We start from the raw sequence: 26,311 nt of genomic DNA, 5'->3' as shown, positions 1-26,311 counted from the left end.
AGGCGTTATTTATCTGATTTTTTTCCCATCAGCGTCACCACTACCCAGCGCCGGCCGCCGTGGTTGCGATGCTCTCCCAGATAAATCCCCTGCCAGGTGCCTAGGGCCAGCTCGCCCCGCGTGATGGGCACCGTGACGGAGCTACCCAGCAGCACGGCCTTCAAGTGGGCCGGCATATCGTCGGAGCCCTCTTGGGTGTGTTGGAAGTAGCTCGCGTTTTCGGGCGCCACGCGGTTGAAATACTCCTCCATATCGCGGCGCACGGTAGGGTCGGCGTTTTCGTTGATGGTGAGGCTGGCGGAAGTATGCTGAATAAAGAAATGCGCCGTACCCATTTCAATCTGCTCCAGCTCAGGCAGTTCGGCCGTCAGCAGGTCAGTTATCAAATGAAATCCACGGCGCACCGCCGGCAAGCGCAGTCGTTTCTGAATCCAGAGCATGATTGATGTGCTGATGTGGTGATGAAAAATACGCTTGTCATCCTGAGCTTGCGAAGGACCTTCTCACACGAGAACAACAGGCGTAACAACGACTCGTGCTACCGTGAGAAGGTCCTTCGCAAGCTCAGGATGACAGATAAACAAACGGAAGGTCTACTTATTCCCTACCCTTCTACGGCGCTGCGCGCTCGTAGGCGCCCATATCCGGCGTACGCGGGTCGCGGGGGGCGTTTAATAGGTCGTGCGGGAGAGTAGGTAGGGGCACGGCTTTGTTGCTGGCCGGCGACATGGGGCCGAGGCGGTAGTCAAACCGATTGGGGTAGAGATTAGGCGTACGCCGGAATTTTGGGTCTTGGTTGAGCACGTTGCCGCTATTGCCAAAGCCTAACGCAGTAGCTGTGCTAGTAACTGCTTTGTAGCGCTCTGTTTGCAACAAGCTATTCTGAATTGCTACCTGCTGATACTGAGCACCATTTGCCAACAGCAGCTCATCCCGCAACCCACCCCATACAATGGAGTTGCGCATTACCAGGCGCAGGGGGTAGGGACCTTTGGCCACCGTGCTGGGCGCCTCGTTGCTGAGTGTCAGCGACTCGGTAGAGCGGTTGAAATTGCCCCGGTAGTTGGCAATGGTGCAGTAGTCAAACGTGAAATTGCCACCGCCTACCCCCAGTACTGCATACTCGCCGCAGTTTGTAATCAGGCAGTTATGCATCTCCACATCACCCGACAGGCTCAGCACCCCGGCCCCAGTGGGTAAGGTTTGGGCAGCGCTGGCAAAGCTGATGCTCTGCCCCGAAATATTGCGGATAACCGTATTTTCTACCCGCACCGCCGGTCGGGGTAGGAGGTTGCGGTAGTTGAACAGCAGCAAGCCGTAGGCAGCATTCTTGATTTCGGCGTAGCGCACCACATTTTCGTGGCTGCTGGCCAGGAACTGAATACCCGCCCACTGGCCCGGAATATTGTCGTAGAACGGCTCCAGCCGGTCGCCGGCAAAGCGCACGATGTTTTCATCATTAACCTCCACTGAGTCGGTACCGGGCTGATAGTCAGGATTCACGCGCAGCGTACCGGCCACAATCAGAATAGAACCCGCGTGCGAGTACACCCGCGTACCGGGCTGCATGGTGAGCGTACACGCCGAGTCTACTCGCACCGAGTTGTAGATGACGTGGGGCTTGTCGTTGGTCCAGGTGGTGTTGCAGGGTAGGGTTTCGCCATTGTGGAAGTAGGCGTTTTGCCCGTAGGCTAGCAACGCAATCTGCTGGTCGTTGCCGTTGGTGCGAAACCGCAGGTCATCCGTTACGATAAACGGTTTGGCATCGCCGGGCGTCGGGTCGATGGTGGCGCGCACCAGCACCAGCAGGCTGTCGCGCCCCCGAATTTCCACGTTATTGATGCTGGGGCCGGCGTCGCCGCCTACCAGCAAGCGGTAGGGTGAGGCACCGGGGTTAGCCAGTGTAATCTGCTCTACACGCACGGCGCGGGGGTTGCGGTTGTAGACCCACAGCCGCCGCGTGGCCGTGCCGGTGCGCACAAACACCGTATCAAACAGCACTGTATCCTGCGAAAACTCCAGCCGTGCGCTGCTGTCCGTCGTCACGATATCTGCCTTGGGCTCGCAGCCGGGTAGCAGAAGTAGGGTGAAACTCAGCAGAAAAAGAGAAAGCAGAAGGTAGCGCATGAGGCTACAAAGGTAAAGGGTTTTGAGGGTAGGAAAGGTAGGGGTAGGAGGGGTTGGAAGGGTGCCTTCCTGAGCGCAGCGAAGGACCTTCTCACGTTAGTACGAGTCGTTGTTACGAGCATCGTTCACACGTGAGAAGGTCCTTCGCTGCGCTCAGGATGACAGCCTTCTTACCTTCCTACCCCCACACCTTCTAATCCTCCTCTTCCCACACACTCAAGCTACCTCCCTACGGCACGTACTGGCGCACCACATCCACAAAGCGGTGTAGCTTCTGGCTGTCTAAGTGTCCATCGGTGCGGACGCCGCTGCACACGTCTACCCCAAACGGATGCACGGTTTCGATGGCTTCGCGCACGTTCTCGGCATGTAGGCCGCCGGCCAGAAACACCGGAATATCCAGCGCCTCGCGGATGCGGCGGCTGATGTCCCAGTTGTGCACCCGGCCGGTGCCGCCCAGCTCCTTCACGGGCAGTTTGGGGTTGCCGGAGTCGAGTAGCACGCCATCTACGTGGGGCGCCACGCGCTTGGCTTCATCGAATGCCTCGGGGCCGTTCACGTGAATCACTTGCACCAGGCTGATGCCGGGTAGGGCCGTGCGCAGGTCCTTATAGGTGCCTTCACTCAGCGCATCCACGATTTGCAGCGTGTCGGCGGCCGTGCGGCACTGGTGCGCGATGATGGCCTGGGTGGTGGTTTCGCTGGTGAGTAAGAAAGAGGCTACCGAGGGTGGCGTGCGACGGCAAAGCTCCCGCACCAGGTCGTCGGGGATGATGCCGGGTCCGCTGGGCATGCGGGCCACCAGCCCCAGGGCATCTACGCCCAGCCCTACGGCCGCTTCGAGTTCCTGCCGCGTGCTGATGCAGCAAATTTTGATGCGCGGACGCAAAGTAGGATTCATACCCTGAGTTAGCGTATCTATTCGGAATTAGAAAGAGTTACGCTAATTATTTATGGAAAAGCTGCGCTATTTGTCTGCTTTCTCAATCTGTCATCCTGAGCTTGCGAAGGACCTTCTCACGGTAGAACGAGTTGTTATTACGCTTGCCGTTCTGCCGTGAGAAGGTCCTTCGCAAGCTCAGGATGACAGATTGAGAAATGGATAACAAACAAGTAAAAACTATCCCCTTTTAAAACCGCCGCTTAAAGATCTTCCGGGTTTTCATGGTATAAAACTCAGCAATACCCTGGCGGGTAAACTGCACTTTCCACGTACCCATTGCTTCGCCTACCCGGTAGCCCAGCGGCACCTGCGGGTAGCGTTGCCGAATCAGGGTAAGATCGGCCGGCGCTATATCGGTTTCGGTGCCGTGGCAGCGCAGGCAGGCCGCATCGGTGACCAGCAGCGGCCGTTCGTAGGTAAACACTTCATTTGAAGGCCGCTTCACTACCCGACTGGTATCGTTGAGGCCGCTCCCAGGAGCGCGGCGCACGTGCGTGAGCGTAGCTTGCAGCACCTGCGCCAACGAATCAGTAACCGCAAAGGCAGCAATATGGCCAGCGGGTAGGGCATCGACCACGCTGCCGGCTTGCAGCTGCGTGGCTACTTGTTGGCGCAGGGCACGGTCGGCGGTGCGGGTGAGGGAGTCGCCCGCCCAACGGGTAGCGCGTAGCAAATCGGCGGGCAGGATGCGCTTCACCTGCCGGTTTTCGGCCTCCACGGCCAGCTCTTTCGTGTTCGAGAGGTGCTCTACCTGATCGGGGCGGCAGGCCGACAAGAGCAGCAGCCCTACCCCGCCCCACATTCGCAAACGCATACGCAACGGGTTAAAGAATCTACTGCAAGGTACGAAGCCGCCACGGCTCCCCTACCCTATCGGCTCAGCAAAAAATCCCGAAGCGCCGCGTACTCGGCCGGCAGCGGCACCCGCTCGATGGAGCGCTGCATAAGCGGCTCCAAGGCGGTAGGCAACGGCACGGCTTCGCCCAACAATGGCTCCACTACCTCCCGAAACTTCACCGGATGTGCCGTTTCAAGCAGAAATCCGCCCTGGGGCGTGGGGTTTTCACTGAGATACTGCTGCATAGCTCGGTAGGCCACGGCACCGTGTGGGTCCAGCAAATAGCCGGTTTCAGTGTGCACGGCGCGGATGGTTTCCTCCGTTTCGGCGTCCGTCACGGAGTAGCCGGTCATGAGGCCGGTGATGCGGGTGTGCTCGGCTTCAAACAAGGCCAGAATGCGGCCGAAGTTGCTGGGGTTGCCTACGTCCATGGCGTTGGAGATGGTAGTCACGGCCGGTTTGGCCGCGTACTCGCCGCTGAGCAGGTAGGCGGGCACGGCGTCGTTGGCGTTGCAAGCGGCCACAAAATGCGCCACCGGCAGCCCCGACACGTGGGCCAGCAACCCCGCGCACAGGTTGCCGAAGTTGCCACTGGGCACCGCCACTACCGGCGGCAGTTGGGGCTGCCATTGCTGCCAGGCCAGGCAGTAATAAATCTGCTGGGGCAGCCAGCGCGCCACGTTGATGGAGTTGGCTGAGGTGAGGCGCTGCTGCTGCATCAGGTCCACATTGGCAAAGGCCTGCTTTACGAGGCGCTGGCAGTCGTCGAAGTTGCCCTGAATTTCAAGGGCCGTGATGTTCTGCCCCAGCGTAGTCAGTTGGCGCTCCTGCAAGGGGCTCACTTTGCCAGCGGGGTATAGAATCACCACCTGCACGCCCTCCACGCCCAGAAAGCCGTCGGCTACGGCCCCACCCGTATCGCCGGAAGTAGCCACCAGCACCGTAACGGGCTCGGCTTCCTGCCGCGAAAAATAGCCCAGGCACCGACTCATAAACCGCGCCCCCACGTCCTTAAATGCTAGGGTAGGCCCATGAAACAGCTCCAACGCCGCTATTTGCTCCGTGACGGGCACCAGCGGAAACGGGAAATTGACCGTCTCGGCGCAGATACGGCGCAGCTCGTCTTCCGGAATCGTGTCGCCCACGTAGGGCGCCATCACCTGGTAGGCCACCTCGGCAGCGGGTAGGGTTTTCAAATCCAGCAGGAAATCGGCCGAAAAGCGCGGAATGGTTTCTGGGAAGTATAAGCCGCCATCGGGCGCCTGCCCCTGGATGGTTGCCGTGCGGAAATCAACGGCCGGCGACTGGTGGTTGAGACTATGGTATAGCATTGCAGTGAGAATAACGATTGTAAGAAGTAGTGCGCAACGCTGCGTGCGCTAAGGCTGCGCCACTACCCGCACGCCCTCCGTGTTCATGCGCGTCACGTAGGTGAACTGTTCGATGCCCAGCCGGTCGTACACGCTTTGCATGGCAGCGGCCACGGCGCGGGCGGTGGCTTCTTCCCGGCTCAACATGAAGATCGAGGGCCCCGAGCCCGAGATGCCACCGCCTAGCGCCCCGGCTTCGCGGCTAGCGGCTTTCACCTCGGCAAAGCCCGGAATCAGGATGCTGCGCACGGGCTCCACGATGTAGTCTTCCAGGGAGCGGCCGATGAGGTCGTAGTCCTGCAGGCAGAGGCCAGCTACTAGCCCGCCCACGTTGCCCCACTGCCGGATGGCGGCGGGTAGGGCCACTTGACGCTTCAGAATGGCGCGGGCATCGGCAGTTTTCACTTCAATTTGGGGGTGCACCACCGTTACCCAGAGCGGTGGGGTAGGCAGTGGCACAATGTCGAGCGGGGCGGTGCTGCGGATGAGCGTGACGCCCCCGTACAGGCACGGCGCAATGTTGTCGGCGTGCTGCACGCCCGAGGCCACTTCCTCCCCAAACATGGCAAAGCGCACCAAATCCTCTTTATTGAACCGATTATCCAGCAACGCATTAGCACCTACCACCGCGCCTGCCGCACTGGCCGCGCTGGACCCAATACCACTACCCGGCCGGATGGCTTTGTTAATGCGCACCTCTATCCCTACCCCCGGTGCCTCGCGCAATAAGGCCAGCAGCGCCCCACCCGCCACGTTGCGCGTGGGCTCGGTGGGCAGGTCGAACTCGTCCTCGTTGATGATGGTAACGCCGGGCGTATCGGTCAGGCGCAGGTGCATGGTGTCGGCGGGCTCGGCCAGCGCAAAGCCCAGCACATCAAACCCACAGACCATATTGGCCACGGTGGCCGGAGCCAAAACGGTAACGGACATTTGTTGAAGTGTTAAGTTTTGAATGTTGATAGAACGTCATGCTTCGACTTCGCTACGCTCAGCATGACGTTCTAACTCAATAGTTCTACTGCCGTGTGGCGCGCATGATATCTGCGAAGACGCCGGAGGCGGTTACGTCGGCGCCGGCGCCAGCACCCTTCACCACCAGCGGCTGCTCGGGGTAGCGGGCGGTGTAGAACAGCACGGCGTTGTCTTTGCCTTGGAGGGAGTAGAAATCGTGGTCGGGGCCGACGGCTTGCAGGCCCACGGCGGCGGCGCCATCGGCGTAGCGAGCCACGAAACGGAGCTGCTTGCCGGCGTCGGCGGCCTCGCGGTAGAGACGCTGGAAGTGCGGCTCCTGGCGGGCCATTTCCTGGTAGAAATCTTCTACGCTACCCTCCATGCACGAGGCGGGCAGGAAGGCCTCGTTTTCTATGTCGCTCATTTCCAGCTCCTGCCCAGCTTCGCGAGCTAGAATCAGGATTTTGCGGGCCACGTCTACCCCACTCAGGTCGAGGCGCGGGTCGGGCTCGGTGTAGCCCTCGGCCTGGGCCTGGCGCACCACGTCGGCGAAGGGCACGGTGGCGTCGTAGTGGTTGAACACAAAGTTGAGCGTACCCGACAGCACGGCTTCGATACGGTGCACTTCGTCGCCGCTACGCGTGAGGTCGTTGAGCGTGCCGATGATGGGTAGGCCCGCGCCCACGTTGGTTTCAAACAAGAACGCCGCCCCAAACTCCCGCGACAACCGCTTGAGCTGCTGGTAATAGCTCAGCTCAGCCGAGCCGGCTATTTTGTTGCACGCCACCACGGCCGCGCCGCTGCTCAGCAGCTCGGGGTAGCAGCGGGCTACCTCGCCGCTGGCCGTCACGTCCACAAAAATGGTGTTGCGCAGGTTGCGACTCTTGATGACTTGCAGGAAGTCGGCCAGCTTGCCTTCCTCGCCCTGGGCCAGGGTGTCGCGCCAGTTGCCCAGGTCTAGGCCCTGCTCAGCAAAGGCAAACCGGCGGCTATTGGCCACCCCTACCACCCGCACTTGCAGACGCAGGTGACGTAACAAGTAGGCCCGCTGCCGCGAGAGTTGCTCCAGTAGCTTGCCGCCCACGTTGCCGGCGCCTACCACAAACAGGTTCACTTGCTTGGTCTGCACCTCAAAAAACGACTCGTGCAGCACGTTGATGGCCTTGCGCACATCCTGCGCCCGAACCACCACCGAAATGTTCTTCTCCGACGAGCCCTGCGCAATGGCCCGGATGTTTACCCCATTATTACCCAACGCGTTAAACAAACGTCCGCTCACGTTGGGGTGGTCCTTCATCTTCTCGCCCACCAGGGCTACAATAGCCAAATCGGCCTCTACCACCAGCGGTTCTACCTTGCCGGAGCCGATTTCAAAGGCAAACTCGTCGTCGGTGGCGGCTTTGGCGCGCACGGCGTCGGCGGTGCGCACGGCCACGCAAATGCTGTACTCCGAGGAGCTTTGGGTGATGAGAATGACGTTGACTTTCTCCCGCGCCAGGGCCGCAAACAGCCGCATCGAGAAGCCCGGAATGCCAACCATACCGCCGCCTTCCAAGCGTAGCAGCGTAACCTGACCAATGCTGGACAGGCCGCGCACTACCTCGCCGGTAGCCGGCGGGGCCACTTCCACACGGGTGCCTTCATCGGCGGGGGCAAAGGTGTTCTTGATGAGCAGCGGAATGCCGCGCTGCCGCACCGGCTGGATGGTAGGCGGATACAACACCTTTGCCCCGAAGTGCGACAACTCCATGGCTTCTTGGTAGCTGATGCGCGGAATGGGCCGGGCCTGGCGCACCAAACGCGGGTCGGCCGTCATCATGCCGCTCACGTCGGTCCAGATTTCCAGCACTTCGGCGTCCAGTGCGCCCGCGAAGATGGCGGCGGTGTAGTCGGAGCCGCCGCGGCCGAGGGTAGTGGTAGACCCCTGGGCATCCGAAGCAATGAAGCCCGGCACCACGTACACGGCGTGCGGGTGGTTGCGCACGTAGGTTTGAATTTGCCGGTTGGTGGTCTGAAAATCCACCAACGCGTTGCCGAAGCTGCTATTCGTGCGGATCAGCTCGCGGCTGTCGTGGCAAACGTGGTCGATACCGCGCACCAGCAGGTTGGCCGCCACCAGCCGCGCCGACAGCAGTTCCCCGAAGCTCATGAGGCGGTCTAGCGTCCGCACCGACAGCTCGCCCAGTGCAAACACGCTGTCGCAGAGCGTTTCCAGGTCGTTACACTCCTGCTTCACCCTACTTAGTAGGCTGCTCTGGCTGGTAACGGGGGCCAACTCCTTGGCCGCGTCCAAGTGGCGCTGTTCAATGGTTTGCAGCAGTTGCCGGTAGCTTTCTTGCCCCGCCGCAGCTTGCTGACCGGCGGTAATCAGCGCATCCGTCGTGCCACCCAACGCCGACACGACCACGACGGTAGGGCCGCGCTGCGCAGCCTGCGCTACCAGTTCGCCTACTTGTTGGATAGCTGCTGCCGTGGCCACCGAAGAACCACCAAATTTCAGAATCTGCATAAAGAGTAAGGAAGAATAAACGCGAAAAAGCAGCGCTTCGGGTCGGTAGCAACCTCTTTTCAGGAGGGTGGTACCGGTGAAGGGCTGCTCGGAAGATGTGAAAGTGAGAGGTAGAGCAGCCCCGCTAACCGGTAATAATACCGGTAGTGGCTGTCGGTGTCATGGTAATGACCGTCAGGGTAGGGAAAAGCGGACCGATAGCGGCGAAGGGGCGCATACGTGCTCTAAGGTTCGGACCAAAGCTAGAAAAGATTTGTTACCAACCAAATTCATGATTCGGCCCGCCTACGTTTTCCAACAAACCACGAAGGGAACAAGCCCGCTGGTTCCGCATGTTAGTTTATGTACCTTTGTGCATATAAATATAATTCTCTGACAGGCAGATGCTAGATAAACTGGAGGCCATTCAACAGCGCTTCAACGACGTGAGCGAGCAACTCACGCAACCTGAAGCCATGAGCGACATGAAACGCTTCAAGGCCCTCAATAAAGAATACAAGGACCTTGGCAAAATCGTGACGGAGTACAAAGCCTACCAGCAGGTACTCAGCAACATCGACAATGCCAAGGAGGTGATTTCCACCGAAAAGGACCAGGACTTCCGCGAAATGGCGAAGGCCGAGCTGGACGAGCTGCTGCCCGAGCAGGAGCGCCTGGAAGCCGTTATCAAGGAACTCCTGATCCCCAAAGATCCCAACGACTCCAAGGACGTGATTATGGAAATCAGGGCCGGAGCCGGGGGCGACGAGGCGGCCATCTTTGCTGGCGACTTACAGCGCATGTACATGCGCTTCGCCGAAAAGCAGGGCCTGCGCATGGACCTCATCGACGCCACCGAGGGCACCTCGGGCGGCTACAAGGAAATTGTGCTCTCGCTGAAAGGCGAGGACGTGTACGGCAAGCTGAAGTTTGAATCGGGGGTGCACCGCGTGCAGCGCGTGCCGGCCACCGAAACCCAGGGCCGCATTCATACTTCGGTAGCCTCTATCGTAGTAATGCCGGAAGCTGAGGAATTGGATATTGAACTGGATATGAACGACATCCGCAAGGACTTGTTCATGTCGTCGGGACCTGGTGGGCAGTCGGTAAACACCACCTACTCGGCTGTGCGCCTTACGCACTTGCCTACCGGCCTGGTGGCCCAGTGCCAGGACCAAAAGTCGCAGCTCAAGAACTTCGACAAGGCGTTGCAGGTACTCCGCTCACGCATCTACGAGATTGAGCTGGCCAAGAAAAACGAAGCCGAAGGTGCCGCCCGCAAGAGCATGATTGGCGGCGGCGACCGGTCGGACAAAATCCGCACCTACAACTACCCCCAGGGCCGCGTAACCGACCACCGTATTGGCTTCACGGTGTATAACTTATCCAGCGTAATGGACGGCAACATCGATGATTTCGTGGAGCAGCTGCGCATAGCCGAAAGCGCCGAGCGCCTGAAAGAAGGCGTAGGGTAGTTAGCTATTGAGTATTGACTTGCGCTCGTCATGCTGAGCGGAGTGCAACGAAGCCGAAGCATCTCTACTGATAGTAATCACTAACGGTAGAGATGCTTCGGCTTCGTTGCACTCCGCTCAGCATGACGGTTTATTTTTGCTGTGCAGCGCCAACCTTACGGCGCCTTTTGGAGTTTGCCGGGGTATGGCTACTTCCTCTGCATCTCTACCTATTATTATCATCGGCGCTGGTATGGCTGGCCTCACTTGCGCCAACTACCTGCACCGGGCCGGCAAATCTGTATTGGTGCTGGATGCTGCCGACGCCGTGGGTGGCCGCGTACGCACTGATATTACACCCGAAGGCTTCCGCTTAGACCGTGGTTTTCAGATCCTGCTCACGCGCTACCCCGAGGTGCAACGCCTCATGGACTACGGCGCTCTGGACCTAAGGGCTTTCGAGTCGGGTGCCGTTATTCAATTGCCTACTGGCCGGGAAACGACGCTAATCAACCCGTTGCGGCAACCGTTGGCGGCGTTCGAAGCCCTCACCTCGCCCATTGGCTCCCTGGCCGATAAGTTCCGTATTGCAAACCTGGTGCGACATGTGAGCAAGTATACCGCCGGCCAACTCATCAGCCGCAACTCCTCCAACCAAGAAGACACTCTGACCTACTTGCGCCGCAATGGTTTCAGCGAGCGGATCATTGACACCTTCTTCCGTCCGTTTTTCGGCGGGGTGTATCTGGACCAGCAGCTGCGTACGGCGGCCAATTTCTTCGAATTTGTATTTCAACAGTTTGTGGTGGGCGATGCCGCTGTGCCCAATCTTGGCATACAGGCCATTCCAGAGCAATTGGCGGCTCGCCTACCCACCGGCAGCGTGCGCCTCAACTCACCCGTATCGGCCATCGATGGTACCCGCGTGCGCCTCTGGACAGACGAGGTACTGGAAGCCGCTGCCGTGGTCATAGCCACCGATGGCACGGCAGCGCAGCAACTCCTACCCACCCAGACGCTCAGCGCGCCTACCTCCGAGTGGCGCAAGACTACCTGTACCTACTTTGCGGCGCCCCACTCTCCCGGCCATGGCGATAAGCTCTTGCGTCTCAATGCAATGCCGGGCACCCTGGCACACAACGTCGTATTCCCCAGCGATGCGGCCCCCGGCTACGCCCCCGCTGGTCAAACACTGGTTTCGGTGAACACTCACGGCGCGCACGGCCTTACGGAGGAGGACTTACTAAACCGGCTGCGAGCCGAACTGGCTGCCTGGTTTGGGCCGGCCACGGCCCAGTGGCAGCACCTGCGCACCTATGAAATTGCGCACGCCCTCCCCGCCTACCCCGCAGGGCAGCCCTACCGCCAGAGCCTCCGCCTGGCCGACAACCTCTACCAGTGCGGCGACTACACCGCATATCCGTCGCTGAACGCCGCCATGGCGACTGGCCGCGAGGTAGCGGAGATGTTACTGGTGTAAAAGCTACTCCTGCTCACAAACTACCCGTACGGCCGCCATCTACAGCCAGATTGGTGCCTGTGACGTAGCCTGCCGCCGGCGAGGCGAAGAACACAGCCGCGGCAGCTATTTCGTCTGCTTCGCCAAAACGGCGGGCAGGAATTTGTTGCTTGGCGGCGGTTTCTACCTCAGCTACTTGCTTGCCGGCTGATGCAGCCTGCTTTTCCAGCAGACTTTCCAAGCGCTGGGTTTGCGTCATGCCGGGTAGCACGTTGTTGACGGTGATGCCATCGGCCGCCAGTTCGTTGGCCAGCGTTTTGGCCCAGTTGGCCACCGCCGCCCGGATGGTATTGGACACGCCCAGCCCCGGCAGCGGCACCTTCACAGAGGTGCTGATGATGTTGATGATGCGCCCATACTGCCGCGCCCGCATAGCCGGCACCACGGCTTGCACAAGCAAATGGTTGCACACCACATGCTGCTCAAACGCTGCCCGAAAGGCATCGACAGACGCCTCGATAATAGGCCCACCGGGCGGGCCGCCCGTGTTATTGACGAGCACGTGAAAGCCTATTGGGTGCGCCTTGAGGTAGTCGGCCACGCGTGTGGCTACTTGGTCGGGCTGGGTGAAATCGGCCACGATGTAGTCGTGCGGCTGGTTGGTGGGCGTGGGTAGGGCGGCAGCCGTTTCGCGCAGCGTGGTTTCGTTACGGGCCAGCAGCGTAACGGTAGCGCCTTGCCGGGCTAGTTCTTTGGCAATGGCTCGCCCAATTCCCTGCGTGCTGCCGCTCACAAGAGCTTTTTGATCGGAGAAAGGAGTAGTGGAACTCATACTATTAGAAACCGAGATGGAAGCCGATGTTTTGAGATATTTGTTGAAATCATGAGCAAATAGCTTATAGGTCGTCATGTTGAGCGGAGTCGAAGCATCTCGCTCGCGTCGTCGAGTTAGTGACATAACATCAGCATGCGAGATGCTTCGACTCCGCTCAGCATGACGAGCGAATAACCTCCTTCTCTCTTCAAAACCAAACCACATGAATCGACCGATCAATTTACAAAAGTGGGTGGATGAGCACCGCCATCTGCTGAAGCCGCCCGTGGGCAACCAGCAGGTATTCAAAGACAATAAAGATTTTATTGTGATGGTGGTGGGCGGTCCCAATTCCCGCAAAGACTACCACGTGGACGAGGGCGAGGAGTTGTTTTGGCAGCTGGAAGGCGACATCGTCGTGAAAATCATCGAAGACGGGAAGCCGGTAGATATTGAGATTAAGGCCGGCGAGATGTACCTGCTACCTCCTGGTGTGCCCCATTCGCCGCGGCGGCCTGCCAATACCATAGGGCTAGTGGTGGAACGCTACCGCACGGCCGGCGAGCTAGACGGTTTTCAGTGGTACTGCGAAAACTGCGGCCACAAGCTCTACGAGGAATTTGCTGAGATTACCGATATCGTGGCGCAGCTGCCGCCTATCATGAACCGCTTCTGGCAAGACGAGCACAAGCGCACGTGCACCGTGTGCGGCACCGTGATGGCGCCACCCACGCCTGCCCCTGCTCCGTAAGTACTTCCTGGCGGCCCTCGCCTTTGCCCCCTACCTTTGCCCGCATGACCTTTGAACCCACCCCCGCCTTTGCCGCCCACCTCGATGCCCAGGACCCGCTGCGCGATTTTCGCAGCCGCTTCCTGATTCCGCCCGCGCCAGGTGGTGGCGAGAGCCTCTATCTGTGCGGCAATTCGCTGGGTCTGCAACCCCGTGCCGTACGCGAAGCGCTGGATCAGGAGCTGAATACCTGGGCCACGCTGGCCGTAGATGGGCACTTCGAAGGTCCTTCGCCGTGGATGCACTACCACGAAACCCTGGCCGAAACGGAAGCCCTGGTGGTAGGCGCTAAGCCCATAGAAGTGGTGGTGATGAACAATCTGACCACCAACCTGCACCTGCTGCTCACATCGTTCTACCGTCCTACCCCTACCCGCTACAAGGTGCTGATGGAAGGCGGCGCGTTTCCTTCGGACCAATACGCCCTGGAAACCCAAACCAAGCTGCACGGTTTCGACCCCGACGACGCCATTGTGGAGCTGGTGCCCCGTTCCGGTGAGCACACGTTGCGCACGGAGGATATAGAGGCCAAAATTGCTGAGCTAGGCGATTCGCTGGCGACCATTATCATGGGGGGCATCAACTACTACACCGGGCAGGTGTTTGATATGCAAGCCATTACGCGGGCTGGGCACGCGGTGGGCGCTATGGTAGGCTTCGACCTGGCACACGCGGCCGGCAACGTGGAGCTGCACCTGCACGACTGGGACGTGGATTTTGCCTGCTGGTGCACCTATAAGTACATGAACTCGGGGCCGGGTAGCGTGGGCGGCACGTTTGTGCACGAGCGATTCGCTGACCGTCCTGACCTGCTGCGCCTCGCCGGCTGGTGGGGCCACGATGCCGATGAGCGCTTCAAAATGCAAAAAGGCTTTAAGCCAATGGTTGGCGCCGCAGGTTGGCAGCTCGCCAACGGCAACGTGCTGACACTAGCGGCACACCGGGCGGCGCTGGCGCTGTTTGCGGAGGTAGGCGGCATGGGCCCGTTGCGCCGCAAAAGCGAGCAGCTCACGGCCTACCTGGAGTTTCTCATCAACCGTCTGGAGCTACCCACTTCGCGCCTCGAAATCATTACGCCCACTGACCCCGCGGCCCGTGGCTGCCAACTTTCCTTGCTGGTGCACCAGGGCGGGCGTGATCTGTTCGACCACCTTACGCAGGCCGGCGTGGTAGGCGACTGGCGCGAGCCCAACGTGATTCGGCTAGCGCCGGTGCCCTTCTACAACTCGTTTGCCGATGTGCAACGGGTAGGCGAAGTACTGGCCGCCTGGGCTGGACAATAGCGCAGGCAAGAAAATTTGGGCATTTGTTACCTATTCAACACAACTTGCGTTCAGTCTAGTAGCAACCTAGCAGCTGCTTTCATGTTCGGTTTGGCCTTGCAACCCAGCCGCACCCATTTGAGTCTATTTTTCAATTACCGTTTTCACTATCCCAATGGCTGAAGACTACGCGGCCAAGATGGGCCGCAAAACCGACGCCGAACTGCGCCAGTACGTCGACCAGTATACTAACTACCTGGAAGAAGCCGTATTGGCTGCTCTCGATGAGCTGGAACGCCGGGGGAAGGTAGTGGCGGAAGCCAGTGCCATCCGCACGAACGTGCAGCCCGTGGTGGCGCAGCGTGCCGCCGAGGCCGCTACTGTTCGCGCCGCCGAAGCTGCTGTAGCAGAACCGGAGCAAGAACAAGCAGCCGGACCCGCGCTGTACTCGCCGGCTACCATTGCCATTTTCTCCGTCATATTTTCTTTTCTGGCGGGAGGCGTGCTGATGGTTATCAACTTGTTTAAGTTGGACAAGCAAAGCAAGGCGTTACGCCTGCTGTTGTTTATTGTTCTGTATCTCTTGGGGAGCTCCTACTTGCTGCAATGGGCTGTTTTACAGTTTGGTGAGAGTGCCAAATGGATCAGTGCGGCCGTTAACCTAGGTGCTGTGGTGGCGTATCTGTGGTTTTTTTGGCCGCGCTACGTAGGCCGGCGCTCCTACCTTAGTCGGGGTTGGCTGCCTGCCCTGGTGGTCTGCTTGCTGATCTTCGGGATTATGTATTACCTGATGATGCCCATGCTGGGGCAAATGGGCGGTGCCGCGCTGCCGTAGCAGCTACCCTATGCCGCTCACGCTACTACCCTTACTTAACGCCGAAATCTGGCTCGACGAGCGTTTTTTGCCGTTTGATGCTGCTACTGCCCTGTCGCACGAGTTGGAGCAAACCATTGCGTGGCGACAGGAAGCCATTCGGCTCTATGGGCGCGAGGTGCTCCAACCGCGCCTCACGGCTTGGCACGGCGACCCGGCCGCTACCTACCGCTACTCTGGTCTTCAACTTACGCCTCAGCCCTGGACGCCGGCACTGCAAAAACTACGTGGGCAAGTGGAAACCGCTACCGGAACCGCTTTCAATAGCGTACTACTCAACCTCTACCGCTACGGGCAGGATAGCATGGGCTGGCATGCCGACGACGAGCCGGAACTAGGCCCCGCACCGGTTATCGCTTCCTTGAGTTTGGGTGCTACCCGCCGTTTCCGGTTGCGTCCCCGCGATGCCCGCGAAACGCCGCACGCGCCTGTTTCTCTCGATTTGTCCTCTGGCAGTTTGCTGGTGATGCGTGGCCCTACCCAACAGCACTGGCTGCACGCCGTGCCGAAAACTGCCCGGCCCACGGATGCTCGCCTCAACCTAACTTTTCGATTAATTGTAAACGCTATGTAAGCCTCATCGGCTTAGTAGCGGATTTCTGGGTGCCCGAAAAGGTTGATGTCCACGTTTTCGCCAATGCTGTATGTGCCAATCTGTAGCTGGTCGTTTGCTAGCTGCAAGTGTGCAGATGGCATTTTTGGGGTGAAAACCTGCTGATCTTCTGTGAGTAAGGCAGTCCAGATCATGGCCGACCACGTGAGATAAGTAGCTGTTGCCAGCGATGAGTAGGAATGTTGCACAGGCCGATAAGCAGCCTTAGAAACGCAGGGGGTAGAAATTGGCATAGAAACAGAGCAAGTGGTTCGTCTTACAATACAACCCTACGATGCGCTGTAAGCCACCGGATTCTATTTAAGCTTAAACAAATTGTATTACTCGATGAATAGCTTTTCCTACCCGACAAACGACGCTATTTCGTAACCGTTTACCTTCGCTGTTCCATTCCCTTTTTGCCGTGTCTATGTCCGCTCCTGTTCCTGCCGCTACTTCCGAGCCGCTCACCATTATTGGCGGAGGTCTGGTAGGCTCCCTACTCGCCCTCTACCTGGCGCGGCGCGGCTATCAGGTAGCCATCTACGAGCGTCGGCCCGACCCGCGCTACCAGGAAGCCGCCGAGGGGCGTTCCATCAACCTGGCTCTTTCGGACCGGGGCTGGCGGGCGCTGGAAGGCATTGGCGTGCAGGAAGACGTGCGCCAAGTGGCCCTACCCCTCTACAAGCGCGCCATGCACAGCCTAGACGGACAGCTCACCTACCAGGCCTATGGGCAGGAAAACCAGGCTATTTATTCCGTTTCGCGCGATGGCCTCAACCGCACCCTACTCGATCTGGCGGAGGCGCACCCCAACATCACCCTGCACTTCAACCAGCGGTGCCTGGAGGTAGACCTGCGCCGGCGCCAGCTTACCCTGCGCGACACGACCACCCAACAGACGCACACGCTTGCCTACCACCGGCTGTTTGGTACCGATGGAGCCTTTTCGGCGGTGCGGGGGGCTATGCAGAAAACTGACCGCTTCAACTACGCACAGAGCTACCTGGAGTACGGTTACAAGGAATTGCAGATTGCGGCCGACGCAGCCGGCAACTGGCAGCTCGATAAAGAAGCGCTTCACATCTGGCCGCGCGGGCAGTACATGATGATTGCCCTACCCAACCTCGACGGCTCTTTCAACTGCACTTTATTTTTCCCCTACGAAGGCGAAACGTCGTTTGCTTCCCTGCAAACGCCCGCCCAGGTACAGGACTTTTTTGAGCGCGTATTTCCCGATGCGGTACCTCTCATGCCCAATTTGCTACCCGAGTTTGCTGAGCACCCTACCAGCTCCCTCGTCACGGTGCGCTGCTACCCGTGGTCCTACCAAGGCGAGGTGGTGCTGATTGGGGATGCCTCGCACGCCATTGTGCCCTTCTACGGCCAGGGCATGAACGCGGGCTTCGAGGATTGCACCGTGCTCGACCAACTGCTGACAGAGTTTGACGGCGACTGGAACACCGTTTTTGCAGAGTTTCAGCGCCGCCGCAAGCCTGATGCCGACGCCATGGCCGACCTAGCGGTGTATAACTTCCAGGAGATGCGCGACCGGGTGGCCGACCCGCGTTTTCTGCTGCAAAAGAAAATCGAAAGCAAAATCTCCGCGCAGTATCCCGATCAGTGGCTGCCGCTGTACTCGCAGGTCACGTTCTCGCACACGCCCTACGCCGAGGCCCTGGCCAATGGCACCCGACAGGAGCACATTATGCAGCGCCTGATGCCCCTTATTCAAACAGAAGCCGACTACGACACGCCCGCCGTGCAGGAAATGGTGCAGCAGGAAATGGCCCAACTGGCTTAGCAGTAAACTCTGCGTTTTCGCTATTCTTGATGCACTCAACTAATTGATAGCATTTTGCTTCGGGGCTATCTATGCATATTATTTTGGCCGATTAATTGCAACTATCTTGATTAGTACTAACGGTTTTCTCGGCGTAATACCTTCTTTTATAGGTGAGTTGTACCTTTACCTAGTCAAACGCTCCTTGGCCACGGCGGCCATCTACAGTTTCTTTGTGTATGCCTGCTACCTCTGCGCTTTCCTGCCTCATTGTGGATGATGACCCCATCAACCGCCTGACGCTGGAGCATTACATTTCCCTGACAGATTCACTCTCGCTCACCGCTTCCCTCACCGATGGGTTGGAAGGGCTGACTTTCTTTCGCAATGGTAACCAGGTAGACATTCTGTTCTTGGATGTGCAGATGCCCCAGCTTAGTGGCCTGGAGTTGCTGCGGGTGTTGCCCAATCCCCCGCTGGTTATTCTGACAACTGCCCACGAGGATTTTGCCGTTGATGCCTTCAACCTGCAAGTGACCGATTACTTGGTCAAGCCCTTCGACTATGCCCGTTTCAGCCGGGCCGTGCAGCGGGCACAGCAGCAAGCCGGCGCCCTCACCCACGCAACGGCTACGCAGGCACCAGCCCTCCCCGATTCCGACCTGTTTGTGAAGGTCAACAACAAGATGGTGCGCATCAATTTCGATGATGTGCTCTACGTGGAAGCGCTGTCTGACTACGTTATCATCGTGACCGACAAGCAGAAGCATATTGTATACACCACGCTGAAGGCTTTTGTGGAGCGCCTACCCTTCGACCACTTTGTACGGGTGCACCGCTCCTACATCCTGAATCTACGGCGGGTAGAGGCCATTGAAAACAACATGGCGCTGATGCCTAGCGGCCAGGAAGTACCCATCAGCAAATCCTATCAGGACATCGTTTTCCGGAAGATCAACCGCATCTAGCACACCGGAGTACCACAACAAGGCCCGTTTCGTAGCTACGAAACGGGCCTTGTTGTGGAGCAAACTTTCTCGCCTACCTAATAACCAGCGGCCTGCAACTCAGCCACCACCGCCGCGGTGGTATTCAGGAGCGTTGTGGCCGCAGCCTGCAAGGTCGTTTCTGTAGGACGGTCGGCGGGGGATGCGTGGGGGTAGGATTCCAGCAAGCGCACTGGTTCCTCGGTGGTTGTCACGGCCAGCAGCTTCAGCGTGGGTTTCAGGCGGTGCGCTATGGCGGCCGCCGCGGTCCAGTCGGATACGGCGGTGGCAACCTTCAGTTGGTCCAGCGCGGGCGGGGTATGTTGCAGGAAAGTCGTCAGGATTTTTCGCACGAAGTTCTCGCTGCCGTGAGCCGCTTCCTGCAACTGGGCCAAGTGGTAGAGCGGCGCAATGGGCGCGTTGCGCACAGCGGCTACCTCGGCCGCGGCCTCCACTGTACGACCCAGCTGAGCCGCAATTTTCAGGAACAAGTCGCGCTCCTCGAAGGGCTTAAGCAGGTAGTCGTTGATGCCAGCCTTTTGGTACACCTCGTGGTCGGAGCGCATGGCATTGGCTGTGAGCGCAATAACAGGTAGCACGGCTTTCAGCGGGTCGGCGTGCTGCCGAATCAGGCGGGTAGCCTCCAAGCCGCTCATGCCGGGCATCTGAATGTCCATCAGCACCACGTCGTACATGTGCTGGTCTAGGAGCGCCAGGGCTTCGGGGCCGCTGTCGGCGGCATCCACCTCAAAGCCCCACCCTTGCAGAATCAATAACGCCAATTGCTGATTGACGGGGTGGTCTTCTACCAGCAGCACGCGCGTGCCGCGCAGGGTAGCATAGTCGGGTAGGGCGGGCTCAATGGCCAGGGCCGTCTGCTGGGCTTTGGGTAGCGTGAGCACCAGGAAAAACGTGCTGCCGCGGCCTGGGGTGCTCTCTACCCACAGGCGCCCGCCCAACTGCTCCGACAAGCGCCGGCTGATGGTGAGGCCCAGTCCCGTGCCCCCAAATTGGCGGGTAGTATCTGTATAGGCCTGCCGGAAGCTCTCGAAAATGGCTTCCTGCTTTTCGGCCGGAATGCCAATGCCGGTGTCAGTCACCTGAAACTCAATGCTGAGCTTCTCGGGTGAGTCGTGCAGCACGCGGCCGGTAAGCTCCACGAAGCCCCGGTCCGTGAATTTGATGGCGTTGCTGAGCAGATTCAGCAAAATTTGATTCAGGCGGAACGGGTCGCCTACCACCACGGGCTCGGGTAGGGTAGGCGGCTCCACGAAGAACCGAATGCGCTTCTCTTCGGCTTTATAAGCCAGCGTTTGGGCCGCCCCGCGAATCGACTCGATGATATCGAAAGGAATTTCTTCCAGGTGCAATTGCCCCGATTCAATCTTGGCAACGTCCAGCACATCGTTGATAACCGCCAGCAAGTGCCGGCCCGAGCTTTGAATAATGTTGAGGTGGTCGCGCTGGGCCTCCTGCAATTCCGTTTTGGCCAGCAGCCCGGCCATGCCCAGAATCCCGTTGATGGGCGTGCGAATCTCGTGGCTCATGTTGGCCAGGAAATTTTCCTTGGCCTGCGCCGATTCCTCGGCTGCTTCTTTGGCCCGCTTCAACTCCTTTTCCATTAGGATGCGGTCCGTAACGTCTTGCCCGTAGGCAATGACGTAGGGTTCCTGGCCGGTTTCGTCTACTAGGGAATTGTTGTAGAGGATGAAGCGCCGCTCTCCTGTGCGCGACATCAAAGTCATCACGCCGCCTAGCTCGCGCTGCTGCGCAATGGTAGTGAGGTAGGCGCCCATGTCGGCGTGCAACTCGGGCGGCGATACCATCTGCAAGGGCTGCCCGATTATTGCTTCCGCCGGACGGCCAATTACGGCTGCCGCGGTGGGGTTAATGGTCAGGATCCGGCCCTGTAAGTCGTGCGTACAGATGAGCGCCTGACTGAACTGCATCAGGTCGCGGTACTGCTTTTCACTGCGAATTAGCGTTTCGTGGGCCAGGCGGGCCTCCGTGATATCGGTGCTCACGCCCAATATGCTAACGGTGCCATCGGCGCGGCGCAAAGGGCGCTTCACTGACCGCAGCCAGCGGGTTTCGCCATTTCGTAGCGTTGCGGATACCTCGACGGTTTGCTCCTGCCCCGTTGTAATAATCTGAATGTCATCATCTACTACCTTTTGCAGCTCGCGCCAGATCGATAGGTCTTCGGGGGCTACCTCTGCCTCCGTTAAGCCCACCAACTCGATGTGCTTGGTACTCTGCACAAAATCCCTCATTGATTGATTCATGAAGGAAATCTTCGTGTTGATATCACGCACGAAGATGTAGTCAGGCACCGTGTTTACTACCTGCTGCACAAAGGCTTGCTCTTCTTGCAGGCGCGCTTCGCTTTCCCGCAACCGGCTCTCGGCCAAGTAGCGCTCCGTAATGTCGAGGCCATAGCCCAGCATCAAGCGCAGGGAGCCATCGGGGTTATATACGGGCAGCATGTTGCGCAATGCCCGGCGCTGGCCCTGCGGACTTTCCAACGACTCTTCCCACTGCACGGCCTGCTTGGTAGCCAGCGCCTGCTCGAAACGGGCATGGCGCTCCTCGGCCAGCGCCACAGGGCGCTGCCGGTATTCGCAAAACTCGAAGTCGTTGCGGCCAATAATCCATTCGCGCACTTCGGGGTTGGCAATAGCCGCCGGGTTCAGGAACAGGTAGCGGTGCTCGGGGTCGAACACGGCTACATCTACCGGCAACAGGTTTAGGATGGTTTCGTAGAACTCGCGCTGCTGCTGCATCCGCCGCTCGACATCCTTGCCCTGCGTGATGTTGGTGAGGTAGACATCCGCGTACTGCTCGTTGCAGGAAGGCACCACAAACAGCAGGTAGTGGTTGAAGTTCAACGCGATTTCCTGCTGCACTACCTTGTCAGTTGCCAATGCCTGCCCAATGGCTTGCTGCACCAACTCCTCCAATTGCGGCAACATACCCGCCTCTTCTTCACGTTGCCGCAGATTTTCGGCTGCTTGGTTCAGAAAGAGCGTTTCGGCGGTAGCGCTCAGGCGCCACACCGGATTAGGGTTGCGCCGGGGTAGCTGTCCCAGGTCGAGGGTAGGCGAAGAGGGAGCGCACAGCTGCTCCAGCTCCGCTACGCGCTCCTCGGCAAGCTGTCGGGCGGCGCGCTCCTGCTGCAATTGCGCTAGCAGATCGGCCGTTGTAAGATCAGAAGTAGAGGAAGAAGCCATAGCCACAAGCAGACAAATACCGCGCCCAGAGGCAGGGGCGAAAACTGAATTTCGGGAATGATCTATATTGTTGGAGCTCGGGCAAAGCCATGGCTACCAACAGCCACGCTACCTTCTGTAAAGCTACAATTCCAGTGCTACCCTCCTGCTTTTCGGAATGACTTTTTACGGCCGTATAGTCCCGCTCTCCTACCCGTCAGGCCAGTGCTACCCCTACGCCTACCCCCGCCACCAGACTCACGCCCAACACCAGTCCGGCCCACACCTGAGTAGGTGTGTGGGACTGTAGCTGTAACCGGGCACTTAACACAGCCCCCGCTAGCAAAATGCTACCCAGCAGCCACCACAGTGCTTCCTGATCGGCGAGGCCGCTGAGCTGCAACAAGGCCAGCAGTCCCACGGCGCCCCCCACCCCCACGGCATGGGCGCTGATTTTCCAGCGCAATGAGATTAATAGTGTCAGCAGCACGGCAATGGCCATGCCCACCATCATATAGCGCAACAGAGCATCCAGGGCAAAGCCAGTATGCGTGAAAAACCAGGCCGCTACCCCAAAGCTGATGGCCGCAGCCAGAAAGGGTAGGGCGCGTTGCCGCCTGTCGTACAGCTCCAGCGAGTCGATAACGCCGGCCCAATATAGCCCACTCGTGCAGAGGGTAGGCAGCAAAAAGGTAAACCCGAACGCAAACGCTACTACCAGCCACCGGTCGGGCAGCAACGGGTAGAGCACCACGCCCGGCAATTGATAACAAACAATATAGTAGAGATACGATGGGACCAGCAGCGGGTGAAAAATCACCGATAACGCCAAAGCCAGGGAGTTTTTCAACGGAACCGGATTAAAGCCGAATACGAATATAGAGCTTGAATCCTAAAAAAACAGGATAAAGTACATTAGATAAAATGGTGGGATAGTAATTTTGCAAAGATGCGTGTCATCCTGAGCGCAGCGAAGGACCTTATGCCAGTTGAACGAGTCGTTGATACGTCAATCGTTCTAGCGTGATAAGGTCCTTCGCTCCGCTCAGGATGACACGCATCTTCGCAAAATCACTATCTCACTACCCAATATATCAGCACTTTACAACTCTTTCCGCAGGCGCGCTACCGGGATATTCAATTGCTCGCGGTATTTGGCTACTGTGCGGCGGGCAATGTTGTAGCCGCGGGCATTGAGCATCTTTTCCAGTTTGTCATCCGACAGTGGCCGGCCTTTGCTTTCGCCGTCGATGATTTCCTTCAAGATGTGCTTCACCTCGCGCGAGCTAGCATCCTCGCCCGAGTCGGTGGCGATGCCTTCGGAGAAGAAATACTTGAGGGGGTAGATGCCAAACTCCGTTTGCACAGCCTTGGAATTCACTACCCGGCTCACGGTGGAAATATCCATCCCGATTTCTTGGGCAATGTCCTTTAGAATCATGGGGCGAAGGCGGCCTTCGTCGCCCTCGGCAAAGAAGTCGTGCTGGTAGCGCACAATGGCATCCATAGTGCGCAGCAGGGTTTGCTGGCGCTGCCGGATGGCATCAATAAACCACTTGGCCGAGTCGAGCTTCTGCTTCACGAAGGTAACGGCCTCCTTCATCTTCTTGTCCTTTTTCGAGGCTTTGTCGTAGGCCTGAAACATCTCCGTGTAGGCCGGCGACACGCGCAAATCCGGCGCGTTGCGGGCGTTCAGCGACAGGTGAAACTGGCCGTTGTCGTTGGTCAGGATGAAGTCGGGAATGATGTACTGCACCTTGCCCATACCTACCGGGCCAGAGCCGCCGGGCTTAGGATTCAGCTTCAGAATCAAAGCAATAGCATCCCGTATTTCCTCGTCTTCTAAGTCCAGCCGCTGCTGAATGCGGGCGTAGTGCTTCTTGGTGAACTCCTCGTAGGTTTCGGCCAAAATACGCTCGGCGTTTTCCACGTCGGGGTCGGCGGGGCGGCGCTCTAGCTGCAACAATAAGCACTCCTGCAAGTCGCGGGCCCCAATGCCGGGCGGGTCAAACGACTGAATCAGGCGCAGCACGGTTTCGATTTCCTCAGTCGTGACTTCCACATTCTGGGAGAAAGCCAGGTCGTTGGCAATGGCCGACAAGTCACGCCGGATGTAGCCGTCGCTATCGATGGAGCCAATGAGCTGGGTGCCAATGATGCGCTGCTTATCCGAGACGGCCACAAAGCCTAGTTGGTCCAGCAGGCTGTCAATCAGCGAAGCGCCATTGTCGGCCAGGGGCATTTCGCGGTCCTCGTCGGCGTCGCCGGGTCCGTCGCCTTGCATCTTATAGCCGGCTATTTCGTCGTCGTTGAGGTAGTCGCCCAGGTCTAGGTCGTCGCTGGTCTCTTTTTCGGCCGTAGATTCTTCGATTTGCGGTAGCTCCAGCTCGGGCTGCTCTTCGGCACGGTCGAAATCCTCGTCGAGGGTGTTGTCGTCGTTGTCGAACTCGGCGTCTGGGTCGTCGAAATCGTCGTCGGCGTCGTCGTCCTCCCGGTCCTGCTCCTCAAAGTCCTCTGCGTCGTCGCCCTCTTCCAGCGCCGGATTCACTTCCAGCTCTTCCTTAATGCGGGCTTCCAGCTCGGCAGTCGGAATCTGCAGCAGCTTGATAAACTGTATCTGTTGGGGTGACAGCTTCTGCGAAAGAAGCTGTTTCATATCCAGTCGTTGCATACTATTTCGGCGCTTTCTAAATCCTCGGCACAATGCTTGTGGCAGCTCTCAAATATATGCCTTTCTGCACTTTGGCATAGGCAAAAAAGTTGGATAGCGGGCAGCTATTGTATCATTCGAGGGCTGCTCAGGATTTTGAATAGAAAGCTTGGCAATAAGCCAAAATTTTATACATCAATAGCCAATCTCTTCTTTTGTACTGCTACCCCTGCTAAAACTTCTACCTTTGCGGCTCAGAACTTTAACCTGAATCTGAGTCCCAATGACTGTAAGAAGAACGAACGTGCAGGCGCTGCTCGGCAGCCAGGAGCTGGAGCGCGAAGTAGTGGTGAACGGCTGGGTGCGTACGCGCCGCGGCAATAAATACGTGCAGTTCATCGCCGTGAATGACGGCTCTTCGATTCATAATATCCAGGTAGTAGCCGACGCCGAGAAATTCCCGGAGGAGTCGCTGAAGGACGTGACGACGGGTTCGTGTGTGGCCGTGCGCGGCCAGTTGGTAGCCTCGCAAGGCAAAGGGCAAAGCGTAGAAATTCAGGCCGCCGAAATAACGGTGCTTGGGAAAGCCGATGCCGAAACCTACCCGTTGCAGAAGAAAGGGCACACCCTGGAATTCCTGCGCGAAATAGCTCACCTGCGCCCCCGCACCAACACCTTTGGGGCGGTGCTGCGCGTACGCCACGCGCTGGCCTTTGCCGTGCACCAGTATTTCAACGACCACGGCTTCTATTACATCCATACGCCCATCATCACGGGCTCCGATGCGGAGGGCGCGGGCCAGATGTTTCGCGTGACCACCCTACCCGACCAAAACCCGCCCCTCACGGAGGACAAAGCCGGCGTAGACTACAAGCAGGATTTCTTCGGCAAGCAAACCAACCTCACCGTATCGGGCCAACTCGAAGGTGAGGTAGCGGCTATGGCGCTGGGCAAGGTATACACCTTCGGTCCTACCTTCCGGGCCGAGAACTCCAACACGGCCCGCCACCTAGCTGAGTTCTGGATGATTGAGCCGGAAGTGGCCTTCAACGATTTGCAGGACAACATGGAGCTGGCCGAGGACTTCCTGAAGTACCTCGTGCGCTACGCCCTGGACAAATGCGCCGATGACCTGCAATTCCTCAACGAGCAGTACGATAAGGAGTTGCTGGAGCGCCTGCGCTTCGTGGTCGACAATGATTTCCAGCGCCTGACCTACACGGAGGCAGTAGAAATCCTGAAATTGGCGAAGAAGAAGTTTGAGTTCCCAGTAGACTGGGGCACCGATTTGCAGTCGGAGCACGAGCGCTACCTCGTAGAAAAGCACTTCAAGAAGCCCGTTATCCTCACCGACTACCCCAAGGATATCAAGGCGTTCTACATGAAGATGAACGACGACGACAAGACCGTGCGCGCCATGGACGTGCTGTTTCCAGGCATCGGCGAAATCATCGGCGGCTCGCAGCGTGAGGAGGACTTAGAGAAGCTGCGCGCCCGCATGGCTGCTATGCACGTGCCCGAAGACGAGCTGTGGTGGTACCTGGAACTGCGCAAGTTTGGTACGGCACCGCACGCTGGTTTCGGCCTGGGCTTCGAGCGGCTGATTTTGTTCGTGACGGGTATGGCCAACATTCGGGACGTGATTCCCTTCCCGCGCTTCCCGAAAAACGCGGAATTTTAAGTTGCGGATTCGCTCAGATTATAGTGGATTTCACGGATTT

General features: G+C 58.5%; 21 protein-coding genes. 9 read left to right on the top strand and 12 right to left on the bottom strand.

Going from position 1 to position 26,311, the window contains the following annotated elements; genetic code table 11:
- Nucleotides 1–5: 5 nt before the first annotated feature.
- The 7 genes from F1C16_RS18075 to thrA form a co-directional block, all read right to left on the bottom strand.
- Nucleotides 6–440: a secondary thiamine-phosphate synthase enzyme YjbQ gene (locus tag F1C16_RS18075; RefSeq protein ID WP_185281986.1), complete on the bottom strand. Its 435-nt coding sequence runs from the start codon at nucleotides 438–440 to the stop codon at nucleotides 6–8.
- A 172-nt stretch (nucleotides 441–612) separates the two neighbouring features.
- A complete protein-coding gene (locus F1C16_RS18070; RefSeq protein ID WP_185281985.1) occupies nucleotides 613–2,127 on the bottom strand; it encodes a right-handed parallel beta-helix repeat-containing protein in 1,515 nt (504 codons plus the stop codon).
- A 229-nt stretch (nucleotides 2,128–2,356) separates the two neighbouring features.
- Nucleotides 2,357–3,028, bottom strand: coding sequence for a phosphoribosylanthranilate isomerase (locus F1C16_RS18065; RefSeq protein WP_185281984.1), 672 nt, complete (start codon nucleotides 3,026–3,028; stop codon nucleotides 2,357–2,359).
- Nucleotides 3,029–3,257: 229 nt separating this feature from the next.
- Complete coding sequence (locus tag F1C16_RS18060; protein ID WP_185281983.1) at nucleotides 3,258–3,884, bottom strand: DUF3365 domain-containing protein; 627 nt, start codon at nucleotides 3,882–3,884, stop codon at nucleotides 3,258–3,260.
- 56 nt (nucleotides 3,885–3,940) lie between these two features.
- The gene (gene thrC / locus F1C16_RS18055; protein WP_185281982.1) at nucleotides 3,941–5,239 is read right to left on the bottom strand and encodes a threonine synthase; all 1,299 of its coding nucleotides are present in this window, start codon (nucleotides 5,237–5,239) and stop codon (nucleotides 3,941–3,943) included.
- Nucleotides 5,240–5,287: 48 nt separating this feature from the next.
- Nucleotides 5,288–6,208: a homoserine kinase gene (locus F1C16_RS18050; RefSeq protein ID WP_185281981.1), complete on the bottom strand. Its 921-nt coding sequence runs from the start codon at nucleotides 6,206–6,208 to the stop codon at nucleotides 5,288–5,290.
- 85 nt (nucleotides 6,209–6,293) lie between these two features.
- A complete protein-coding gene (thrA, locus tag F1C16_RS18045; protein WP_185281980.1) occupies nucleotides 6,294–8,738 on the bottom strand; it encodes a bifunctional aspartate kinase/homoserine dehydrogenase I in 2,445 nt (814 codons plus the stop codon).
- 383 nt (nucleotides 8,739–9,121) lie between these two features.
- On the opposite strand from thrA, the gene prfA reads away from it, so the two are divergent.
- Nucleotides 9,122–10,192 (top strand): peptide chain release factor 1, encoded by a 1,071-nt coding sequence (gene prfA, locus F1C16_RS18040; RefSeq protein ID WP_185281979.1) that lies wholly within the window; start codon nucleotides 9,122–9,124, stop codon nucleotides 10,190–10,192.
- Between the two features lie 184 nt (nucleotides 10,193–10,376).
- Entirely contained in the window at nucleotides 10,377–11,651 is a 1,275-nt protein-coding gene (locus tag F1C16_RS18035; RefSeq protein ID WP_185281978.1) for an NAD(P)/FAD-dependent oxidoreductase, read from the top strand.
- Between the two features lie 13 nt (nucleotides 11,652–11,664).
- On the opposite strand, the gene F1C16_RS18030 is transcribed toward F1C16_RS18035, so the two are convergent.
- Nucleotides 11,665–12,462, bottom strand: coding sequence for an SDR family oxidoreductase (locus F1C16_RS18030; RefSeq protein WP_185281977.1), 798 nt, complete (start codon nucleotides 12,460–12,462; stop codon nucleotides 11,665–11,667).
- 205 nt (nucleotides 12,463–12,667) lie between these two features.
- Between F1C16_RS18030 and F1C16_RS18025 the strand changes: the two genes are divergently transcribed.
- The 4 genes from F1C16_RS18025 to F1C16_RS18010 all read left to right on the top strand — a co-directional run bounded on the left by F1C16_RS18025 (nucleotide 12,668) and on the right by F1C16_RS18010 (nucleotide 15,944).
- Nucleotides 12,668–13,195, top strand: coding sequence for a 3-hydroxyanthranilate 3,4-dioxygenase (locus F1C16_RS18025; RefSeq protein WP_185281976.1), 528 nt, complete (start codon nucleotides 12,668–12,670; stop codon nucleotides 13,193–13,195).
- A gap of 44 nt (nucleotides 13,196–13,239) precedes the next feature.
- Entirely contained in the window at nucleotides 13,240–14,517 is a 1,278-nt protein-coding gene (kynU, locus tag F1C16_RS18020) for a kynureninase (RefSeq protein ID WP_185281975.1), read from the top strand.
- Between the two features lie 154 nt (nucleotides 14,518–14,671).
- Nucleotides 14,672–15,331 carry a hypothetical protein gene (locus tag F1C16_RS18015; RefSeq protein ID WP_185281974.1) on the top strand — a complete coding sequence of 220 codons (660 nt, stop codon included), beginning with the start codon at nucleotides 14,672–14,674 and terminating at the stop codon, nucleotides 15,329–15,331.
- Between the two features lie 10 nt (nucleotides 15,332–15,341).
- Nucleotides 15,342–15,944, top strand: coding sequence for an alpha-ketoglutarate-dependent dioxygenase AlkB (locus tag F1C16_RS18010; RefSeq protein ID WP_185281973.1), 603 nt, complete (start codon nucleotides 15,342–15,344; stop codon nucleotides 15,942–15,944).
- Nucleotides 15,945–15,955: 11 nt separating this feature from the next.
- Here the strand turns inward: F1C16_RS18010 and F1C16_RS18005 are convergent, their stop codons facing one another.
- On the bottom strand, nucleotides 15,956–16,171 hold the full coding sequence (locus F1C16_RS18005; RefSeq protein WP_185281972.1) for a hypothetical protein: 216 nt from the start codon (nucleotides 16,169–16,171) through the stop codon (nucleotides 15,956–15,958).
- A 221-nt stretch (nucleotides 16,172–16,392) separates the two neighbouring features.
- On the opposite strand from F1C16_RS18005, the gene F1C16_RS18000 reads away from it, so the two are divergent.
- Together F1C16_RS18000 and F1C16_RS17995 are read left to right on the top strand one after the other, a co-directional pair.
- A complete protein-coding gene (locus tag F1C16_RS18000) occupies nucleotides 16,393–17,766 on the top strand; it encodes an NAD(P)/FAD-dependent oxidoreductase (protein ID WP_185281971.1) in 1,374 nt (457 codons plus the stop codon).
- A gap of 218 nt (nucleotides 17,767–17,984) precedes the next feature.
- Entirely contained in the window at nucleotides 17,985–18,713 is a 729-nt protein-coding gene (locus tag F1C16_RS17995; RefSeq protein ID WP_185281970.1) for a LytTR family DNA-binding domain-containing protein, read from the top strand.
- Nucleotides 18,714–18,790: 77 nt separating this feature from the next.
- Here the strand turns inward: F1C16_RS17995 and F1C16_RS17990 are convergent, their stop codons facing one another.
- The 3 genes from F1C16_RS17990 to rpoN form a co-directional block, all read right to left on the bottom strand.
- Nucleotides 18,791–21,961 (bottom strand): PAS domain-containing protein, encoded by a 3,171-nt coding sequence (locus tag F1C16_RS17990; RefSeq protein WP_185281969.1) that lies wholly within the window; start codon nucleotides 21,959–21,961, stop codon nucleotides 18,791–18,793.
- A 196-nt stretch (nucleotides 21,962–22,157) separates the two neighbouring features.
- Nucleotides 22,158–22,790: a hypothetical protein gene (locus F1C16_RS17985; protein ID WP_185281968.1), complete on the bottom strand. Its 633-nt coding sequence runs from the start codon at nucleotides 22,788–22,790 to the stop codon at nucleotides 22,158–22,160.
- 252 nt (nucleotides 22,791–23,042) lie between these two features.
- Nucleotides 23,043–24,611, bottom strand: a complete 1,569-nt coding sequence (gene rpoN, locus F1C16_RS17980) for an RNA polymerase factor sigma-54 (protein ID WP_185281967.1) — start codon at nucleotides 24,609–24,611, stop codon at nucleotides 23,043–23,045.
- A gap of 262 nt (nucleotides 24,612–24,873) precedes the next feature.
- Here rpoN and asnS point away from each other — a divergent pair, with 262 nt between their 5' ends.
- On the top strand, nucleotides 24,874–26,271 hold the full coding sequence (asnS, locus tag F1C16_RS17975; protein ID WP_185281966.1) for an asparagine--tRNA ligase: 1,398 nt from the start codon (nucleotides 24,874–24,876) through the stop codon (nucleotides 26,269–26,271).
- The last annotated feature ends 40 nt before the right edge of the window (nucleotides 26,272–26,311 follow it).

It is taken from the genome of Hymenobacter sp. NBH84, assembly GCF_014217645.1.
GTDB lineage: Bacteria > Bacteroidota > Bacteroidia > Cytophagales > Hymenobacteraceae > Hymenobacter > Hymenobacter profundi.
Note: the sequence above shows the minus strand (reverse complement) of the source record. Positions and strands in the feature narration are given on the sequence as shown.

Bases quoted from the DNA above. Each gene is read 5' to 3' on its own strand.
- F1C16_RS18075 (WP_185281986.1), bottom strand. From the start codon at position 440: ATGCTCTGGATTCAGAAACGACTGCGCTTGCCGGCGGTGCGCCGTGGA.
- thrA (WP_185281980.1), bottom strand. From the start codon at position 8,738: ATGCAGATTCTGAAATTTGGTGGTTCTTCGGTGGCCACGGCAGCAGCT.
- F1C16_RS17990 (WP_185281969.1), bottom strand. From the start codon at position 21,961: ATGGCTTCTTCCTCTACTTCTGATCTTACAACGGCCGATCTGCTAGCG.
- F1C16_RS18015 (WP_185281974.1), top strand. From the start codon at position 14,672: ATGGCTGAAGACTACGCGGCCAAGATGGGCCGCAAAACCGACGCCGAA.
- rpoN (WP_185281967.1), bottom strand. From the start codon at position 24,611: ATGCAACGACTGGATATGAAACAGCTTCTTTCGCAGAAGCTGTCACCC.
- F1C16_RS18070 (WP_185281985.1), bottom strand. From the start codon at position 2,127: ATGCGCTACCTTCTGCTTTCTCTTTTTCTGCTGAGTTTCACCCTACTT.
- F1C16_RS18025 (WP_185281976.1), top strand. From the start codon at position 12,668: ATGAATCGACCGATCAATTTACAAAAGTGGGTGGATGAGCACCGCCAT.
- F1C16_RS18065 (WP_185281984.1), bottom strand. From the start codon at position 3,028: ATGAATCCTACTTTGCGTCCGCGCATCAAAATTTGCTGCATCAGCACG.
- F1C16_RS17995 (WP_185281970.1), top strand. From the start codon at position 17,985: ATGCCTGCTACCTCTGCGCTTTCCTGCCTCATTGTGGATGATGACCCC.
- thrC (WP_185281982.1), bottom strand. From the start codon at position 5,239: ATGCTATACCATAGTCTCAACCACCAGTCGCCGGCCGTTGATTTCCGC.
- kynU (WP_185281975.1), top strand. From the start codon at position 13,240: ATGACCTTTGAACCCACCCCCGCCTTTGCCGCCCACCTCGATGCCCAG.
- F1C16_RS18010 (WP_185281973.1), top strand. From the start codon at position 15,342: ATGCCGCTCACGCTACTACCCTTACTTAACGCCGAAATCTGGCTCGAC.
- F1C16_RS18000 (WP_185281971.1), top strand. From the start codon at position 16,393: ATGTCCGCTCCTGTTCCTGCCGCTACTTCCGAGCCGCTCACCATTATT.
- prfA (WP_185281979.1), top strand. From the start codon at position 9,122: ATGCTAGATAAACTGGAGGCCATTCAACAGCGCTTCAACGACGTGAGC.
- F1C16_RS18050 (WP_185281981.1), bottom strand. From the start codon at position 6,208: ATGTCCGTTACCGTTTTGGCTCCGGCCACCGTGGCCAATATGGTCTGT.
- F1C16_RS18060 (WP_185281983.1), bottom strand. From the start codon at position 3,884: ATGCGTTTGCGAATGTGGGGCGGGGTAGGGCTGCTGCTCTTGTCGGCC.
- F1C16_RS18030 (WP_185281977.1), bottom strand. From the start codon at position 12,462: ATGAGTTCCACTACTCCTTTCTCCGATCAAAAAGCTCTTGTGAGCGGC.
- F1C16_RS18035 (WP_185281978.1), top strand. From the start codon at position 10,377: ATGGCTACTTCCTCTGCATCTCTACCTATTATTATCATCGGCGCTGGT.
- asnS (WP_185281966.1), top strand. From the start codon at position 24,874: ATGACTGTAAGAAGAACGAACGTGCAGGCGCTGCTCGGCAGCCAGGAG.